Origin of the sequence: Achromobacter sp. SLBN-14, assembly GCF_006715415.1 — a bacterium.
In the GTDB taxonomy this organism is placed as follows: Bacteria; Pseudomonadota; Gammaproteobacteria; order Burkholderiales; family Burkholderiaceae_B; genus Achromobacter; species Achromobacter mucicolens.
The window spans coordinates 3832863-3850007 of record NZ_VFNE01000001.1 but is presented as its reverse complement, the minus strand read 5'-3'; the positions used below and the strand labels follow the sequence as shown (position 1 = coordinate 3850007).

The window sequence follows — 17145 nt, the reverse complement described above, 5'->3', positions numbered from 1 at the left end:
CATCTGTGTGCCCATACAGACCATGACCCTCGTGAATTCAAAACCGGACAACAAGGATCGAAAAAATTTCGGTGCGCTGGAAATCGCGCCCGCCAACACGACGCGCGAGCGGCCTGTCATGTCTTCGCCCGGCCTCATGCCGCGGCGTCGCGCGGCAGGATCGTCACCCAATACGGCGTGCGGTAACGCACCTGCACGGGCAGGGTCGCGGGCAGCGCAGCGAGCACCGCATCGGTGTCGTGCAACTGGAAGGCGCCAGAAATGCGCAGGTGCGCGATGTCGGGATCGCAGCGCACGATGCCCTGGCGGTAGCGGCCCAGTTCGGCCGCAAAGGCATCCAGCCGCAGCGCGCTGGCGTACAGCACGCCGCGCAGCCAGTCGCTGGCGTGCGGGTCCGCGGGCGTGGCCACGGCCACGGACCCGGGCGACAGCTGGCTCTGCTCGCCGGCCGACACGTCGACGTAATGCCCTGGCTGCCCGCTGCTGGCGACGCGCACGCGCCCTTCCTGCACGCTGAGCTGACAGCGTCCACCCTCCTGGCGCACGCAGAAGCGCGAGGCCTGGGCTTCGATATCGCCCAGCCGCGTGCGCACGATGAACGGGCGCGGATGGCTGGCGGGATCGGCCACCGCGTGCACGGCGATCTCGCCGCCGCGCAAGCGCAACAGCCGCGTCGCGTCGTCAAACAGCACGTCGACGGCGCTGGAGGTGTTCAGATGCAGCGTCGACCCGTCGGCCAGCACCACGTCGCGCCGCTCGCCCGCGGCGCTGCGGTAGTCCGCGCGCCAGTCCAGGGGATCGGCCCGCCATGCGGCCCAGCCTGCCGGCCCCGCCACGATCAGTGCGATCAGCGTCTTGACGGCGGCGCGGCGGGACTTCAGATCCGGGCGATTCAGCGCCGCCATGCCCAGCGCCGACGGAATCAGCCCGAAGCGCGCATTCACGCGTTGCGCCCGCTGCCAGGCATGTTCGTGTTCGGCCTTGCTGGCGCGCCATTGGGCGCAGGCATGGACGTCGGCGTCGGTGGCGCGTTCCGAGCTCAGGCGCAACAGCCAGCGCGCGGCCTCGCGCGCGACGTTGCGTTCGACGGCGGGCAGCTCGCCCGCCGGATCGGCCTGCGCGCTCACATCACCGCCATGATGCATTGCTCGAGTCCCTTGGTGATGTAGCGATGCACCGTGCGCAGCGACACATCGAGCCGGCTGGCGATCTCGGCGTGGCTCAGCCCCTCCAGCTGCGCCATCAGGAACGCCTGGCGGGCGGGCAGCGACAGGCCGGCCAGCATTTCTTCGATCTCCTGCAGCGTTTCCAGGATGATGAGACGCTGCTCCGCGGACGGCGCCAGCGCCTCGGGCATCAGCGCCAGCGCCTCCATGTACGCCTGCTCGACCGAGCGGCGGCGATGGTGGTTCAGCAGCAGGCGCTTCGCGATGGTGGTCAGGTAGGCGCGGGGTTCACGCAGCGCATTCAGTTCGTGCCGGTGGCGCAACACACGCACGAACGTGTCCTGCGCAAGATCGGCGGCATCGAAGCTGTTGCCCAGTTTGGCGCGCAGCCAGCCATGCAGCCATCCGTGATGGGCGCGGTACAGCAGGTTGACGGCGTCGCCCGAGGCGAGCACGGAATTCGGCACGGATGGCTCCCTGACTCACAACTGCAAAAATCACAACTACAAATAGAAATCAATCTCATTCTAAATGCAAAACCATGATCCAGGTCAAGTCCGCGCGCCGGCTTCGCGCCATATATCATCCCAACCACACGCGCCGCCTTCCGTGGCGCCGCTTTCTACAGGCTGATCCCCATGCTCTACGCCGTCCTGCAATTCGTCCACGTCATGGCCGTGATCCTTTGGGTGGGCGGCATGCTCTTTGCCCACTGTTTTCTGCGGCCGGCGGCCGCCAAGCTGGAGCCTCCCGTGCGGTTGCCGCTCATGGCGTCGGTGCTGGGGCCGTTTCTGAACGCCGTGCTGGGGGCCATCGTCCTGATTCTGGTGACGGGCGCCTGGATGATCGGCGCGTCGGCCAGCCAGGCCGCCCAGACCGGCGGCGCGTTCTTCATGCCCCGGAACTGGACGCTGATGGCCAGCGGCGGCATCGTGATGATCGCGATCTTCGGCCACATCCGCTTCGCGCTGTACAAGCGGCTGGCCACGGCCGTGGCGGCGTCCGACTGGCCGGCGGGCGGCCGCGCGATGGCCGGCATCCGGCGCTGGGTCGGCGTGAACCTGCTGCTGGGCATCGCCATCGTGGGCGTCATGTTCCTGGGCTAGCGAAGGGGCGTGCCGCCCCCCGGACCGATCGGACAATTGCCGGTTGCCATCGGAAATCTTGGCCTTGGTGCAATACGCCGTACATCCCCGTTGGCCACACTGCGGATGACTCTCGCGGGTCACGTCCACAAAAACAGGGAACACCCATGATCAAACGTGCATTGCATCTGGCCGCCATCGGCCTTCTCGCCACCACCGGCGCCGTCCACGCCGAGCCCATCGACAACAGCGCCCTCGCCCAACCCGGGTTCCGCGCGCACCAGGCCACCTACGGCGTGGTTTACCGCCTGCCGGCCGAGGTCAACGCCATCCTCGACGCCAAGGTCAACGGCACCCTCAAGCAGGACCTCATCGTGCTCGGCCTGAAAACCGAGGCCGACACGCCCAACCTGCCGCACGTGACCGTGGTCCACATCCATAACGCCGATCCGCAGACGCCCGCGCGCATGCTCAAGGCGCTGCCCAAGCCGCCCGGACCGCTGCCCGTGACACTGAAGACCTTCTATCCCACCGAGGCCGCCAAGGGCGCGGGCCATCCGTGGTGGCTGGACCTGGGCGTCGTCAAGAGCGGCCAGGGCTTCGAGGACATGATGCGCTACAACACCGTGGCCACCGCCGCTCTTGCCCCGCTGCGCGACGGCCCGCTGCCGCGCGTGACGGGCCCGGTCTACGCCAAGATGAGCGACGCCGGCAAGGAGCTGGTCAAGACGCTGGGCGTAAGCGGCGTGAACACCGTGCAGGACGGCAAGGAAGTCCGCGCGCACAACCCGCACACCACGCTGGTCTACAGCATGACGCCCTACGACGCGCGCATGCAGGAAGCCATGAAGGCCGAATCGGACAAGTTCAACGCCGTGCTGCCCGACGGCATCCAGACCACGTTCAAGGACGTCTCGATCGTGGAGATCGGCTTTGCCGGCAACGTCGTGCGCGAGATCTACCGCGTCAGCCTGGAGGACGGGTCGGTGCTGGACGTCGCGTCGGGCAAGCCGGTCCGCAACTAAGGCCGGGCAGGTAGGGCTGGCAAACGGCGTTGAAGATCGGGGACGATCCGCGGCAGACTGTTCCCGCCTGCTGCCATTTCATGGCAGTATTGCGCCGTCCGCCCTGCGCCCGCCCCCATGTCCCGCACTGAACGCCTCCTGGACCTGCTCCAGACCCTGCGCCGCCACCGCCTGCCCGTCAGCGGCCATCGGCTTGCGGCCGAAATGGGCGTCAGCCTGCGCACGCTGTATCGCGACATCGCCACTCTGCAATGTCAGGGCGCCGAGATCGAGGGAGAACCCGGCGTGGGCTACGTGCTGCGGCCCGGCTTCATGCTGCCGCCGCTGATGTTCAGCACCGAAGAGATCGAGGCGCTGGTGCTGGGCACGCGCTGGGTGGCGCGCCGCTCGGACGAACGCCTGGGGCTGGCCGCCAGCAATGCGCTGGCCAAGATCGGCGCGGTGCTGCCGCAGGAATTACGGGACGAGCTCGACGCCATCCCGCTGCTGGTCGCGCCCAGCGCCGTGGCCGTCACGGATCGCGTGGACGTGTCGCTGATCCGCCAGGCGATCCGCGGCGAACAGAAGCTGGAAATCACGTACCGCGATGACAAGGGCGCCGACTCCAACCGGATCATCTGGCCGTTCGCGCTGGGCTTTTTCGACAGCGTGCGGCTGGTGATGGCCTGGTGCGAATTGCGCGGCGACTTCCGGCATTTCCGCACCGACCGCATCGCGACGCTGACAATTGCAGGCCGATATCCCAGGCGCCGCCACATCCTGCTCAAGGAGTGGCGCGCGCTCGATCACGAGGCCCGCAAGAATTGATATCGACTACTGCCAAAATCTGACAGTACCCCTGCCTATCATGAGCGCATCACCCCCCTGGAGCGCATCATGTCAGACACCAATTTCGTCATTCTGTATGTGGAAAAACCGCAGGCCAGCGCCGCCTTCTACAGCGCGCTGCTGCAGCGCCCGCCCGTCGAGTCCTCGCCCACGTTCGCGCTGTTTGCGCTCGACTCCGGACTGATGCTGGGATTGTGGTCGCGCTACACCGTGGCGCCCCCCGCGGCCGGACGCGGCGGCGCGTCCGAACTGGCATTCACCGTGGCGGATGCCGACGCGGTCAACCAGCGTCATGTGGACTGGAGCCTGCGCGGCCTGCCCATCCTGCAGGCGCCTACCGACATGGACTTTGGCCGCACCTTTGTGGCGCTGGATCCCGACGGCCACCGCCTGCGGGTATTCGCCCCCGCGCCGGAACCGGCTGCCGTCCGGACAGAGCGCGCGGTCGCCGCCGTTTGAAGGCATTTCGGCGGCCGTATTGGCCGCAAACGGCCGCTTGACGGCAAACGGCCGCGCCTTTGAGCGCGGCCGCCGATAATGCATCACGCACGCTGCCGGCGCGCGCTCATGGCCACCGCTTCGCCGCGCTTCTTGAACAGCAGGTAATACGCCGCGGCCAGCAGCACAAGAAACGGCACGCCAAACACCAGCGTCAGCTTGAAGACACTGGTGAAGTACGTGGTCACCAGAATCGCCAGCATCGCCCCCGCGCCCAGCAGCGTCAGCACCGGAAATCCCGGCATGCGGAATGACAGCTTCGCGCCGCCCTCACGCACCCAGCGGCGGCGAAAGAAGTAATGCGTGACAAAGATCATCATCCAGGTAAAGAGCGCACCGAACATCGAGATCGCCATCATCAGCGTGAAGGCCGTTTCCGGATAAAGCACGTTCAGCACCGTGGCGATGGCGATGCCGCTGGTGGACAGCAGCAGCGCGTTCAGCGGCGTGCCGTTGCGGGACAGCCGGCCCATCGCCGACGGCGCGTGACCCGCCCGCGACAGGCTGAACATCATGCGCGTGGTGATGTAGAGCTGGCTGTTCATGGCCGACAGCGCAGCCACCAGCACGATGAAATTGATGACGCCCGCCGCCCCCGGAATATCCAGCACCTGCATCACCTTCACGAAGGGGCTGCCGTCCTTGCCGGCTTCATTCCAGGGCACGATGGCCAGGATCAGCGCCAGCGTCAGCAGATAGAACACGACCAGCCGGACGATGGTGGCGCGAAACGCCTGCTTGACCGCACGTTCCGGGTCTTCGGCTTCGCCGGCCGCCACGGCGATCATCTCGACGCTCAGATAGCTGAAGATCGAGATCACGACCGCGATCCACATGCCCCACACGCCGTTCGGAAAAAACCCGCCATGCGCGGTGTAGTTCGCGGTGCCGTACTGCGGATCGCCCCAGACCACATAGGCGCCCAGGATGATGAAACCCACGATAGCGCTGATCTTGATGGTCGAGAACCAGTATTCGATCGTGCCGAACGCCTTCACGCTCAGGGCATTGATGAGGATGAGCGCCGCCGAAAATACGCAGACCCACTGCCATCCCGGCACACTGGGAAACCAGAAGGCCATGTACTTGGCCACCGCCGTGACCTCGGTGCCCACGGCCAGCACCACGCAGGACCAGTACGCATAACGCACCAAAAAGCCCGCAAGCGGGCCGATGTAGTGCTCGGCGTAGGCGCCGAACGAGCCGGACGTGGAATGCGCGACCGTCATTTCCGCCAGGCAGGCCATGAGCAGCAGCGTGATGACGCCGCCGATGGCATAGCTGATGAGCACGCTGGGACCGGCAAAGCCGATGGCGAATTTGCTGCCCAGGAACAGCCCTGTTCCTATGGCCCCGCCAATGGCGATCATGCTCATCTGGCCGGACGTCAGCCGGCGCTTGAGTCCCTGTTCGCGTTCGGCGATCTGGCCGAACCCCTTTTGTTGTTGCATTGTCTCCTCCTGTACTGCGCATTCTTGTTGGATGTACGGCCCCCGGGGCCGGCGCGATGAGGCCTGATTTCCGGCGATCAGGTCACGGCGGACCGCTGCTTGAACTCGGGCTTGTCCCATTCCCGGTTGTCCAGCACGTCCTTCAGGATGTCGACCGCGTCCCACACGTCGGCATAGCCGAAATACAGCGGTGTCAGGCCGAAACGCAGGACCTCGGGCTCGCGGTAATCGCCGATCACGCCGCGCGCGATCAATGCCTGCATGACTTCAAAGCCGTTGGGATGGCGAAAGCTCACGTGGCTGCCGCGATCGGCATGCGTGCGCGGCGTCACCAGCGTCAGCGGGTGGCCGGCGCAACGCGATTCAACGAGGTCGATGAAAAGGTCGCCCAGCGCCAGCGACTTCTTGCGGACTTCGTCCATGCCGGCGGCGTGCGCCACGTCCAGGCCGCACTCGACCAGCGACAGCGACACGATCGGCTGCGTGCCGCACAGGTAGCGGCGGATGCCGCCCGCGGGCTCATAGGCCACGGCCATGTCGAAGGGGCGGCTGTGTCCCCACCAGCCGGACAGCGGCTGCCAGAAATCCTTGGTATGGCGCGGCGCGACCCAGATGAAGGCCGGTGAACCCGGGCCGCCGTTCAGGTACTTGTACGTGCAGCCCACGGCGAAGTCGGCGTTGGCGCCATTCAGGTCGACGGGCACCGCGCCGGCCGCATGCGCCAGGTCCCAGATGGCCAGCGCGCCACGCTCGTGCGCCTTCGCCGTCACGGCGGCCATGTCGTGCATCTGGCCGCTGCGGTAATTGACGTGGGACAGCAGCATGACGGCGACGGAATCGTCCAGCGCCTTGTCCAGCGGCAGGTCGTCATCGATCAGGCGCATTTCGTAGCCCTGCTGCAGCAGGTCGATCATGCCCTGGATCATGTAGAGGTCGGTGGGGAAGTTGTCGCGCTCGGACAGGATGACGCGGCGCGCGGGTTGTTTGTGCTGCTGGATGCGCAGCGCGGCGGCCAGCGCCTTGAAGATGTTGAGGGACGTGGTGTCGGTGACGACCAGTTCGCCCTCGCGCGCGCCCAGCAGGCGGCCCAGCTTGTCGCCCAGGCGCGCCGGCAGGTCGAACCACCCCGCCGTGTTCCAGCTGCGGATGAGGCCGTTGCCCCATTCGTCCGCGATGACCTGCGCGGCGCGGGCGGCGGCGGTCTTGGGCAGGACGCCCAGGGAATTGCCGTCCATGTAGAGCACGCCGGGCGGCAGATCGAATTGTTCTTTCACGCCAGCCAGGGGGTCCTGGCGATCGGCGTTGACGCAGGCTTCACGAGTGTTCATGTTCCGTTCCTTCCAACTGGATTCGGGATACATGCTATCAGCGCACTCGGTCCGAAAAATTGCAAAATCGGTCGTGACTTACCCGAGTTTTCCGCATTAAATTGCATTCACCATCATTTTTTCGAACTGGATTGCGCCATGCAGATCGACGCCATAGACCAGCGCATACTTGCCCGCCTGCAGGAGGACGGACACCTCAGCAATCAGGACCTGGCCGAACAGGTGGCGCTGTCGCCGTCCGCCTGTCTGCGCCGCGTGCGCGCGCTTGAAGAAGCCGGCCTCATCCGCTGCTACCGCGCGGTGCTGGACGCCGAAAAACTGGGCTTCGAGCTGGAAGCCATCGTCCATGTGTCGCTGGACCAGTCGCGCGCCGGCTGGCACGAGGAATTCATGGCGGGCATCGCGCTGCACGACGAGATCACCGAAGCCTGCATCGTCACGGGCGCGTCCAATTACATCCTGACCGTGCGGACGCGCAACCTGTCTGCGTTTTCGAATTTTGTCGAAGACAAGCTCAGCAAGATCCCGGGCATGCGCGATCTGTGCTCGCACATCGTCATGCGCAAGGTGAAGAACCGCGAGGGCATGCTGCCGCTGGCGGCTTGGCGATAGCCGCTTCCGTCCGCCGTCCGCAACCGGAACGCGCTATACCGGCGCGTGCTCCAGAAACCCGAACACCGTCACGAAATGGCAGGCCGTGCCAGCCATGACGAAGAGGTGCCAGATGCCGTGCGCATGCCGCCAGCGCTGGTCGTTGGCGTAGAACAGCGTGCCGCAGGTATAGATGGCCGCGCCCGCCAGCAGCCACGTCAGCCCCGCCGTCGACAGCGCGCCTGCAATCGGGGCGGCGAAGGCCACGCCCAGCCAGCCCATCGCCAGGTACAGCGGCAAGGCGGGCGGCGCGTTGCGCGCCCACCAGAGTTCGCGGCTGATGCCCACGAAGGCCAGCAGCCAGATCGCCACGCCCATCGCGGCGCCCCAACGATGGTCCACGGGGCCAAACGCCAGCGGCGTGTACGTGCCGGCGATCAGCAGGTAGATGGCGCAGTGGTCCGCCTTGGCCCACATTTCCTTGCGGCGCCCCCGCGAGCAATGAAACAGCGAAGACGACGCATACACCGCGATCATCGACGCCGCGAACACCGCGCAACTGATGATCTGGCGCGTGTCCACCCGCAGCTCGGCCGCGCGCGTGATCAATGCGCCGGATGCCAGCACCGCCAGCGCCAGCCCGGCCAGATGCGTCACGCCATTGAGTCGTTCGCCTTCCTGCATGTGCGCCCCCGCGCCGGCGGCATGCCGGCGCCTGTCATCATGGCGCGCTTATATGACAGCGGCGGGACAGCGGCATCACCCCACGAAATCCACCGCGGCCGGATAGCCTTCGATGGCGCGCGCGGCCAGGACTGCGCGCTGCACCGCGATCGCCATCGCTTCGGCCGCCATGACGCCCAGCAGCATCACGTTGGCCGTCTTGCCCGACGCGCCCGTGCCCAGCGCAAAGATCGTGTCGCCGTCGAGCATGGTGTGGATGGGGTTGATCGTGCGAGCCAGGCCGTCATGCGCCATGCCGGCGATCTTCTGGGCTTCGGCCTTGGTGAGCCGCGCATCGGTGGCCACCGCGCCAATGGTGGTGGCCGCGCCCGCGCGCATGGACTTGGGCAGATCGCCCGCCAGGATGGCCGCGCGGGTGTCGTGCAGCGTCCTGCCGTCCGCCGTGCGCGCGCCGGCCAGGATGCGCCCGGTAGCGGGGTCCAGCACATCGCCCACCGCGTTGACCGCGACAATCGCTCCCACCGTCACGCCCGCCACGGTCAGCGACGCGCTGCCGATGCCGCCCTTCATGGCGCGCTGGGGACCATATAGCTTGCCTACCGTCGCCCCCGCCCCCGCGCCCACGTTGCCTTCCTGGGGCGCGTCGGCGGTGGCGGCCCGGCAGGCCTGATAACCCGCGGCGGCATCGGGCCGCACCGACGCATTGCCCACGCCCAGGTCGAACAGCACCGCGCTCGGCACGATGGGCACGAAGGCCACGCCCACATCAAAGCCGATCTTCTTTTCTTCCAGATACCGCATCACGCCCGAGGCCGCGTCCAGCCCGAACGCGCTGCCGCCCGTCAGCACGATCGCGTGCACCTTGTCGACCATGTTGATCGGATTGAGCAGGTCGGTCTCGCGCGTGCCCGGCGCCGCGCCGCGCACGTCCACGCCGCCCGTCGCGCCCGCGTCGGCAATGATGACCGTGCACCCGGTAGGGCGACGCGTTTCCGTGTAATGCCCGACCCGCAAGCCCGCCACGTCGGTGATGCTGCCGCCGCCCGGCAGCGCCGCCGCGCCACCGGCGCCTTGCGCGGGCATCGATCCCGCCGCCGCCGCGCCCGCGGCCGCCATCATGAACGCGCGCCTGTTCCATTGCTGTTGCACATCCGTCTCCATCAAGGTAATGCCTGAAGGATCCCGGGCCGACTGCGCCGGGTGTCTGGTAACGCTATATGACCTGTGGCTATATTTTTACTATTCCTTATGCTTTGTGGAAAAATAGGCCGGTTGTTAGAGTGCCGCTACGCCGGAGGGCATTGCAGGCCCACATGCTCTCCACAGTGATCATCCGTGGAGCATTGCCATGAAACTCTTTCGCACGCTTTTCATCGCCGGCCTCGTCCAGGTCGCCGCCCTGTCCGCCGCTCATGCCCAGTCCGAACTGGACCAGATCAAATCCGCGGGCGTCTTCAAGATTGGCACCGAAGGCACCTACGCGCCGTTCACCTTCCACGATGCATCCGGCAAGCTTACCGGCTTTGACGTGGACATCGGCCGCGCCATCGCCGAGCGCCTAGGCGTGAAGGCGCAATTCATCGAAGGCAAGTGGGACGGCCTGATCGCCGGCCTGGATGCCAAGCGCTACGACGCCGTCATCAACCAGGTGGGCATCACCGATGCGCGCCGCGCGAAGTACGACTTCTCCGATCCGTACATCTCGTCGGCCGCCGTGCTGATCGTGCGCGACGACAACACCAGCATCAAGTCCTTCGCGGACCTGAAGGGCAAGAAGTCCGCCAACACGCTGACCAGCAATTTCGGCAAGCTGGCGCAGAGCCACGGCGCGGAAGTGGTCGCCGTGCAGGGCTTTAACGAAGCCATCGATCTCCTGACCTCCGGCCGCGTCGAGGCCACCGTCAACGACAACCTGTCGTTCCTGGACTTCAAGAAGCAAAAGCCCAATGCCCGCGTGAAGATCGCGGCCACGGACAAGACGGCGGAGTTCAGCAACTCGGGCGTCCTGATCCGCAAGAACAATCCTGAACTGCAGGCCGCCATCAACAAGGCCCTGGCCGACATCAAGGCGGACGGCACGTACAAGACCATCTCGGTCAAATACTTCGGCACGGACCTGTCCGCGCAGTAAACCTCTGGAGCGCCCATGACGCTGCCTCCTTGGCTTCACGCCTTCCTGCCGGACTGGCTGCTGGCAAAAATAGGCGAATGGTCGGTGCCGGCCTGGGTGCAGCTGATGGCGGATTCGTTCTGGCCGCTGCTGCACGCGGGGCTGGTGTTCACGGTGCCGCTCACGCTGATGTCCTTTGCGCTGGGCCTGGCGCTGGCGTTCGTGGTGGCGCTCATCCGCCTGTTCGGCCCGGCGCCGCTGGTGGCCGTGGTGCGCTTTTACGTCTGGCTGATCCGCGGCACGCCGCTGCTGGTGCAGCTGTTCGTGATCTTCTATGGCCTGCCCAGCGTGGGCATCGTGCTGGACCCGCTGCCCGCCGCGCTCATCGGCTTCACGCTGAACGTCGGCGCCTATAACTCCGAGGTGATCCGCGGCGCGATCGAATCGATCACCAAGGGCCAATGGGAAGCGGCCTATTCGCTCAGCATGACGCGCGGCCAGGCCCTGCGCCGCACGATCCTGCCGCAGGCGGCCCGCGTGGCCGTGCCGCCGCTGTCCAATTCCTTCATTGCGCTCGTCAAGGACACCTCGCTCGCCGCCGTGCTGACGGTGCCCGAGATTTTCCAGGCCGCCCAGCGCATCGCCGCGGTCACGTACGAGCCGCTGATCCTGTACACCGAGGCCGCGCTGATCTATCTGGCCTTCAGTTCCGTCCTGTCCGCGGCGCAGGTGCGGCTGGAGCGGCGCTTCGGCCAGCACGCGATGTTTAGCGAGAAGACCCGATGATCCGGCTTGAAAAAATCGAAAAGTCCTTCGGCGGCAATCCCGTGCTCAAGCAGGTGGATGTGCAGATCGACGAAGGCAGCGTCACCGCCCTGATCGGCCCATCCGGCAGCGGCAAGAGCACCCTGCTGCGCTGCGTGAACCTGCTGGAAGTGCCGGATCGCGGGCGGCTGGAGATCGGACCGGAAACGGTCGACTTTGAACCCGGCCGTAAGCTGACGCGTGAACAGGTCCAGGCCGTGCGCATGCAGACCGGCATGGTATTCCAGAACTTCCAGCTCTTTCCGCATCAGACCGTGATCGGCAATGTGATGGAAGGGTTGGTGACTGTCCAGAAATGGCCTGCCGATCGTGCGCGGGCGCGGGCGGAGGAACTGCTGCGCAAGGTGGGGATGCTGGAAAAGGCCGATGCGTGGCCCGCAAACCTGTCCGGCGGCCAGCAACAACGCGTGGCGATCGCCCGCGCGCTTGCGCCCGCGCCGCGTGTTCTGCTGTGCGATGAGCCGACGTCGGCGCTGGACCCGGGTTTGGCGGCGGAAGTCGTGGATGTCCTGCGCCAGCTGGCCGCGGAAGGCATGACGATGCTGATGGCCACGCATGATTTGCGGCTGGCGGCCAGCGTGTCGCGGGAAGTGGTGTTTCTGCTGGATGGCGTGGTGGTCGAAGCCGGCGATTCCCGCACGGTGTTCTCGCGACCGCAGGATCCGCGCACGGCCACGTTCATCTCGACGCTGACGCAGGAAGCGCCGTAGATCCGGGGGGCTCGTGGATCTCGGTGTCTGACACCCTCTGCGAGGCTGCCGCGAGTTGACGATCATCTCCCCAGGGTGTCAGACACCTGCCGCCACGCCTGCCGACTATCTCGGTGTCTGACACCCTCTGCGGAGCTGCCACGAGTTGACGGTCATCTCCCCAGGGTGTCAGACACCTGCCGCAACGCGCAGATGGCCGGCTACTTCGGCGGCAGCGAGCCCGCCGGGTCGACCGCCTGGCCGTCGTAGCGCAGTTCGAAGTACAGCCCGACCTGCTTGCTGTCGCTGTTGCCCATCTCGGCGATCTTCTGTCCTTGCGTCACGCGCTGGCCTTCCTTGACCAGCAGCTTGCTGTTGTGCGCGTAGATGCTGAGGAAGTTGGCGTTGTGCTTGACGATCACCAGATGCCCGTAACCGCGCAGGCCGCTGCCCGAATAAGCCACGGTGCCCGGGGCCGCCGAGACAACCGGCGTGCCGGCGGCGTTGCTGATGACGATGCCGTTCGAGCCGGAACCGTCGTAGCCGCGCGTGACCTTGCCCTGTGCGGGCCAGACCAGCGAAATCGCGCCGGGCGGCGCCGTGCGCCGCTTGCCGGACGAGGTGGTGGCGCGCGGCGCGGGTTTGGGTTTGGTGCTGGCCTTGCTGGGCGGCGAGGAGCGCGCCTGCCCGGCGGGCGGCTCGACCCGCAGCAGCTGGCCGACTTCGATCGTATTGGAGTTCGACAGATTGTTCCACCGGACCAGATTACTGACCGTGGTGCCTTCCTTGCGCGCAATCTGATAGAGCGTGTCGCCCGACTGGACCCGGTAATACCCAGGCTGGACCTTGGTCGTGCCGCACGCGGTCAGCAGCACAAGCAATGCCGCCATCAACGCGCCCAACCATAAGCGCGTATAGGGCCCGGCACGCCCCCGTCCGGCGGGCGGTACGCTGCTGGACAAGTTGGAAATGGGCAAGGTCGAAGCGGACACGGTCGAAACGGACAAGGTCGGAACGGACACGCTCGAAACGGACAAGGAAAGCTCTGAAACCTGGGGCACGGGGTCGCGTGTCGGAAAGAAGTGCGTTCAAGGGTACCAAGAAATCGGGACCGCTTGGCATAGAATGCCTCTCATGTCTTACGCGACCCGGTCTTACCCGACCCGCCTCCTTTGCACGCTGCGCGCTCTGCGCGCCGACGGCGTGCTGTGGCTGGCACTGCTGGCCCTGGCGCTGCGCGCGCTGGTGCCGGCCGGTTATATGCCGGACACCCGCGCCCTGCATGACGGCCGCCTGGAAGTCACCTTCTGCTCGGCGGCGGGCAACCTGTCGGCGATCAGCCTGGCGCTCCCCGCCGACGGCGGCAAGGCCGGGCACGACACCGCCAATACCGGCGCCCAATGTCCCTTCGGACTGCTCGCCCACGTCACGCCCGCCACCGCGCCGCCCATGGTGCCGCTGCTGCTGACGGCAGCCGGGCACGCCCCGCCCTGCTCCGCCCATCGCGCGCTGCCCGCGCAGCCCGCCCACGGTCCACCCCTCGGATCGCGCGCCCCACCCCCGCTGGCCTGACCCCGTCCCGGATCTTCCGTGCCCCTTGCGCATCCGCAACGGGCACGGACTGCCCCGCCGCGCGCCCCGGCTGCGCGGCCGACTCGTCAATCCAGAGGTACCCATGAATTCGCTGTTTACCCGCGCGTCCGCTGGCGCGCCGCGCGGCGTCGCGCCCGATCCGCGGCGCCGTCTGCTGCTTTCCACCCTGGCCCTGCTGCCCCTGGCCGGCTGCGGCAAGGACACCCCGCCCCTGCACGGCATGGATCTGTCCGGCATGCCCACCGGCGACTTCCAGCTGCAGGACACCGACGGCCAGACGCGGCGGCTGGCCGATTACCAGGGCCACCCCATCATGCTGTTCTTCGGCTTCACGCAATGCCCGGACGTCTGCCCGACCGCGCTGACCCGCGCCGTCGAGATCAAGTCCCTGCTGGGCGCCGACGCGGACAAGCTGCGCGTGCTGTTCATCACCGTGGACCCCGAGCGCGACACGCCCGAGATCCTGCGCGCGTACACCCAGGCCTTCGATCCCGGCTTCATCGGCCTGCGCGGCACGGCCGAACAGACCCGCGCCGCCGCCCAGTCGTTCAAGGTGTTCTTCCAGAAGGTGCCCACCGGTTCCTCCTACACCATGGACCACACCGCGCTGACTTATGTCATCGATGCCCAGGGCAAGCTGCGCATCGCGCTGCGCCACGAACAAAGTGCCCAGGACAGCGCGCAGGATCTGCGCACCGTCCTCTGATCCGATACCCAAGGAAACGCTCATGAAGAAGATTTCGATCAAACCCGTGGCCGCCGCGCTCGCATTGGCGCTGGCCGGCTTTGGCCCGATGGCGCTGGCCCAGAACGCCGGACTGACCGTGGAGGACGCATGGGTGCGCGCCACGGTGCCCAACCAGCACGCGACCGGCGCGTTCATGCGCCTGACCGCCGCCGAATCCGGCCGGCTGGTCGGCGTGGAGTCCCAGGCCGCCAAGCACGTCGAAGTGCACGAAATGGCCATGCAGGACAACGTCATGAAGATGCGCCAGGTGGCGGGCATCGACCTGCCGGCCGGCAAGGCGGTGGAACTGAAACCAGGCGGCTACCACGTGATGCTGATCGACCTGGCCAAGCCCATCGCGGCCGGCGACCACGTCGCGCTGACGCTGATCGTTGAAGACGGCTCCAAGCAGCAGCGGCGCATTCCCGTGGACGCGGTGGCGCGGCCGCTGAACGCAACTGCCGCGCCGGCGGCCAGCCACGGCCACTGAACTATATAGTGGCCAGTGCCGCGTCGCGGCAAGGGCGCCATTCAGTAAGACCGGCGATATCAGGGACGCATAACGCCGGGCATCGCCCGGCGGCTGGCTCCGATTCGCCATACAATGCCTGCACATCCGCCGCCCGCGCCCACCCGGCCAGGCGGCAGCCGGCCACCGCCGCCGCGCTCAGGATGCCAGCGTTCCGCGCAGCCGGGCGCCCGTAACTGCCGGCAGGCTGGCCGGCGCCTCTGTATCTGGATATGCCCGGTAGTTCCGCCTTTTCATTCCTGCGTACCCTCTGCAGCCTGCGCTGGCTCGCCATCGCGGGCCAGGCCGCCACCGTCCTGCTGGCCAGCAGCCTGCTGCGCCTGGATCTGCCGCTGGAACCATTGTGGCTGGGCGTGGGCCTGTTGATCGGTTTCAACGTCTACGCCAGCCTGCGCCTGCGCCACCCGCGCGACCTCTCCCACGCCACCGCCTTCGGCCATCTGTTCGTCGACATGGCGGTGCTCGCCTGGATGGTGGGCTGGAGCGGCGGCATCAGCAACCCGTTCGGAACGATGTTCCTGATCCTGACCGCCCTGGCGGCGCTGGCGCTGCCGCGCAACTGGGCGCTTGCGGCCGCGCTGGCCGGCGTGCTGGGCTATGGCGCCGCCGCGATCTTCGGGCAGCCCCTGCGCGGCGACGTCGATCCCCATAGCCTGCTGCTCTGGGGCCTGGGCGCCAATTTCCTGATTTCGGTGGTGGTCGTGCTGGTGTTTTCGACCCGGCTGGCCGCCGACATGCGCGCCCGTGAGCGCGAGCTTGCCCGCCTGCGCGAACGCTTCACCCGCAACGAGGGCATCGTCGCCCTGGCCACGCACGCGGCCGCCATGGCGCACGAGCTGAACACGCCGCTCGCCACCATGACGCTGCTGACCGACGAGATTGCCGCCGAAGTCCAGGACGACGAAGACCTGCGGGCCGACGTCACCACCCTGAGCCAGCTTCTGGCCCTGTGCCGGGAACGGATCCGCAATCTGGCGGTCCCAACCGCCGTGGATCTGGTTCGTGTGGTGGGGCAATGGCGCCTGATCCGCCCGACCATCGACCTGCAGCGCTCGGGCACGTTGCCCACCAGCCTGCGCGTCGATCCGGCCATCGCCCACCTCTTGCAGGCGCTGCTGAACAACGCCGCCGACGCGGGCGAGGCCGCCGACGCGCCCCGCGTGGACCTGCACCTGGAATACGGCTACGGCGCCCTGCGAGGCGAAGTCCGCGATTACGGACGGGGTTTCGATCCCGACCATGCCATGCTGCCGGCGACCAGCCTGTTCAACAGCGGCAAGCCGGGAGGACTGGGCGTGGGCCTGGCCCTCTCGCATGCCACCGTGGAGCAACTGGGCGGCGAAATGACCATGACCGCGGCCGAAGGCGGCGGCACCCGCATCCGCTTTTATTTACCTCTCGGCAACCCCGGGACCTGAATGTGATGAATGCAAACGATCTTGGCCTGCTGATCGACGACGACGAACTCTACGTGCGCACCCTGCAACGCAGCCTGTCGCGCCGTGGTCTGGAAACCCGCACCGCCACCGGCATCGCCGAGGCGCTGCGCGTGGCCGAAGAAATCCGTCCGGCCTTTGCCCTGGTCGACCTGCGCCTGGGCGAAGACTCCGGCCTGACCCTCATCCGGCCGCTTCGCGCGCTGCGCGAGGACATGCGCATCCTGCTGGTCACGGGCTACGCCAGCGTGGCCACCGCCGTGGAAGCCATCAAGCGCGGCGCCGACGACTACCTGCCCAAGCCGGCCACGGCGCCCATGATCCTGCGCACGCTGGGTCTGGTGAAGCCAGAAACAGTTACGATCGAAACGACCATGACCCCATTGCACCGCCTAGAATGGGAGCACATTCATCAGGCCCTGCACGAGACCGGCGGCAACGTTTCCGCCGCGGCGCGCCTCCTGGGCATGCACCGGCGCTCGCTCCAGCGCAAGCTGGCAAAAAAACCGGGGCCGGAACGCGAGGTCGTCGCGGATTGAATGCTGCGGGGCGACACATCTTTACAACACCCCCGTGTGCA

Annotated in this window: 20 protein-coding genes; 13 read left to right on the top strand and 7 right to left on the bottom strand. The window is 67.0% G+C overall.

Annotation, left to right across the window (positions count from 1 at the left end):
* Positions 1-134 precede the first annotated feature (134 nt).
* Positions 135-1145, bottom strand: coding sequence for a FecR domain-containing protein (locus FBY20_RS17470; protein WP_142053693.1), 1011 nt, complete (start codon positions 1143-1145; stop codon positions 135-137).
* The gene (locus FBY20_RS17465) at positions 1124-1633 is read right to left on the bottom strand and encodes a sigma-70 family RNA polymerase sigma factor (RefSeq protein ID WP_056326405.1); all 510 of its coding nucleotides are present in this window, start codon (positions 1631-1633) and stop codon (positions 1124-1126) included. The genes FBY20_RS17470 and FBY20_RS17465 overlap by 22 nt, the downstream gene beginning before the upstream one ends.
* Before the next feature lie 171 nt (positions 1634-1804).
* Between FBY20_RS17465 and FBY20_RS17460 the strand changes: the two genes are divergently transcribed.
* From FBY20_RS17460 to FBY20_RS17445, 4 genes are all read left to right on the top strand, one after another.
* Positions 1805-2272 carry a CopD family protein gene (locus FBY20_RS17460; protein ID WP_142053691.1) on the top strand — a complete coding sequence of 156 codons (468 nt, stop codon included), beginning with the start codon at positions 1805-1807 and terminating at the stop codon, positions 2270-2272.
* 146 nt (positions 2273-2418) lie between these two features.
* Positions 2419-3276, top strand: a complete 858-nt coding sequence (locus FBY20_RS17455; RefSeq protein ID WP_142053689.1) for a hypothetical protein — start codon at positions 2419-2421, stop codon at positions 3274-3276.
* A 117-nt stretch (positions 3277-3393) separates the two neighbouring features.
* Positions 3394-4083, top strand: a complete 690-nt coding sequence (locus tag FBY20_RS17450) for a YafY family protein (RefSeq protein ID WP_142053687.1) — start codon at positions 3394-3396, stop codon at positions 4081-4083.
* Positions 4084-4152: 69 nt separating this feature from the next.
* Entirely contained in the window at positions 4153-4563 is a 411-nt protein-coding gene (locus tag FBY20_RS17445; RefSeq protein ID WP_056326395.1) for a VOC family protein, read from the top strand.
* 83 nt (positions 4564-4646) lie between these two features.
* On the opposite strand, the gene FBY20_RS17440 is transcribed toward FBY20_RS17445, so the two are convergent.
* Together FBY20_RS17440 and kynU are read right to left on the bottom strand one after the other, a co-directional pair.
* Positions 4647-6053 (bottom strand): amino acid permease, encoded by a 1407-nt coding sequence (locus FBY20_RS17440; RefSeq protein WP_062838690.1) that lies wholly within the window; start codon positions 6051-6053, stop codon positions 4647-4649.
* A gap of 77 nt (positions 6054-6130) precedes the next feature.
* Complete coding sequence (gene kynU / locus FBY20_RS17435; protein ID WP_056326391.1) at positions 6131-7381, bottom strand: kynureninase; 1251 nt, start codon at positions 7379-7381, stop codon at positions 6131-6133.
* A gap of 138 nt (positions 7382-7519) precedes the next feature.
* Between kynU and FBY20_RS17430 the strand changes: the two genes are divergently transcribed.
* Positions 7520-7993 (top strand): Lrp/AsnC family transcriptional regulator, encoded by a 474-nt coding sequence (locus tag FBY20_RS17430; protein ID WP_142053685.1) that lies wholly within the window; start codon positions 7520-7522, stop codon positions 7991-7993.
* A gap of 33 nt (positions 7994-8026) precedes the next feature.
* On the opposite strand, the gene FBY20_RS17425 is transcribed toward FBY20_RS17430, so the two are convergent.
* Together FBY20_RS17425 and FBY20_RS17420 are read right to left on the bottom strand one after the other, a co-directional pair.
* A complete protein-coding gene (locus FBY20_RS17425) occupies positions 8027-8656 on the bottom strand; it encodes a hemolysin III family protein (protein ID WP_056326386.1) in 630 nt (209 codons plus the stop codon).
* Between the two features lie 75 nt (positions 8657-8731).
* Positions 8732-9817 (bottom strand): P1 family peptidase, encoded by a 1086-nt coding sequence (locus FBY20_RS17420; protein ID WP_174245476.1) that lies wholly within the window; start codon positions 9815-9817, stop codon positions 8732-8734.
* 187 nt (positions 9818-10004) lie between these two features.
* On the opposite strand from FBY20_RS17420, the gene FBY20_RS17415 reads away from it, so the two are divergent.
* From FBY20_RS17415 to FBY20_RS17405, 3 genes are all read left to right on the top strand, one after another.
* On the top strand, positions 10005-10787 hold the full coding sequence (locus FBY20_RS17415) for an amino acid ABC transporter substrate-binding protein (protein ID WP_063952100.1): 783 nt from the start codon (positions 10005-10007) through the stop codon (positions 10785-10787).
* A gap of 84 nt (positions 10788-10871) precedes the next feature.
* On the top strand, positions 10872-11552 hold the full coding sequence (locus FBY20_RS17410; RefSeq protein ID WP_056327000.1) for an ABC transporter permease subunit: 681 nt from the start codon (positions 10872-10874) through the stop codon (positions 11550-11552).
* Positions 11549-12301, top strand: a complete 753-nt coding sequence (locus tag FBY20_RS17405) for an amino acid ABC transporter ATP-binding protein (protein WP_056326382.1) — start codon at positions 11549-11551, stop codon at positions 12299-12301. The genes FBY20_RS17410 and FBY20_RS17405 overlap by 4 nt, the downstream gene beginning before the upstream one ends.
* Positions 12302-12501: 200 nt before the next feature.
* Here the strand turns inward: FBY20_RS17405 and FBY20_RS17400 are convergent, their stop codons facing one another.
* Entirely contained in the window at positions 12502-13170 is a 669-nt protein-coding gene (locus FBY20_RS17400) for a peptidoglycan DD-metalloendopeptidase family protein (protein WP_056326379.1), read from the bottom strand.
* 244 nt (positions 13171-13414) lie between these two features.
* Here FBY20_RS17400 and FBY20_RS17395 point away from each other — a divergent pair, with 244 nt between their 5' ends.
* From FBY20_RS17395 to FBY20_RS17375, 5 genes are all read left to right on the top strand, one after another.
* Positions 13415-13852 carry a DUF2946 family protein gene (locus FBY20_RS17395; RefSeq protein ID WP_142053684.1) on the top strand — a complete coding sequence of 146 codons (438 nt, stop codon included), beginning with the start codon at positions 13415-13417 and terminating at the stop codon, positions 13850-13852.
* A 103-nt stretch (positions 13853-13955) separates the two neighbouring features.
* Positions 13956-14579: an SCO family protein gene (locus FBY20_RS17390; protein WP_142053682.1), complete on the top strand. Its 624-nt coding sequence runs from the start codon at positions 13956-13958 to the stop codon at positions 14577-14579.
* 22 nt (positions 14580-14601) lie between these two features.
* Positions 14602-15090: a copper chaperone PCu(A)C gene (locus tag FBY20_RS17385; protein ID WP_142053681.1), complete on the top strand. Its 489-nt coding sequence runs from the start codon at positions 14602-14604 to the stop codon at positions 15088-15090.
* A 251-nt stretch (positions 15091-15341) separates the two neighbouring features.
* Positions 15342-16547, top strand: a complete 1206-nt coding sequence (locus tag FBY20_RS17380; protein WP_142053679.1) for a HAMP domain-containing histidine kinase — start codon at positions 15342-15344, stop codon at positions 16545-16547.
* A gap of 5 nt (positions 16548-16552) precedes the next feature.
* The gene (locus tag FBY20_RS17375) at positions 16553-17104 is read left to right on the top strand and encodes a response regulator transcription factor (RefSeq protein ID WP_056326369.1); all 552 of its coding nucleotides are present in this window, start codon (positions 16553-16555) and stop codon (positions 17102-17104) included.
* The last annotated feature ends 41 nt before the right edge of the window (positions 17105-17145 follow it).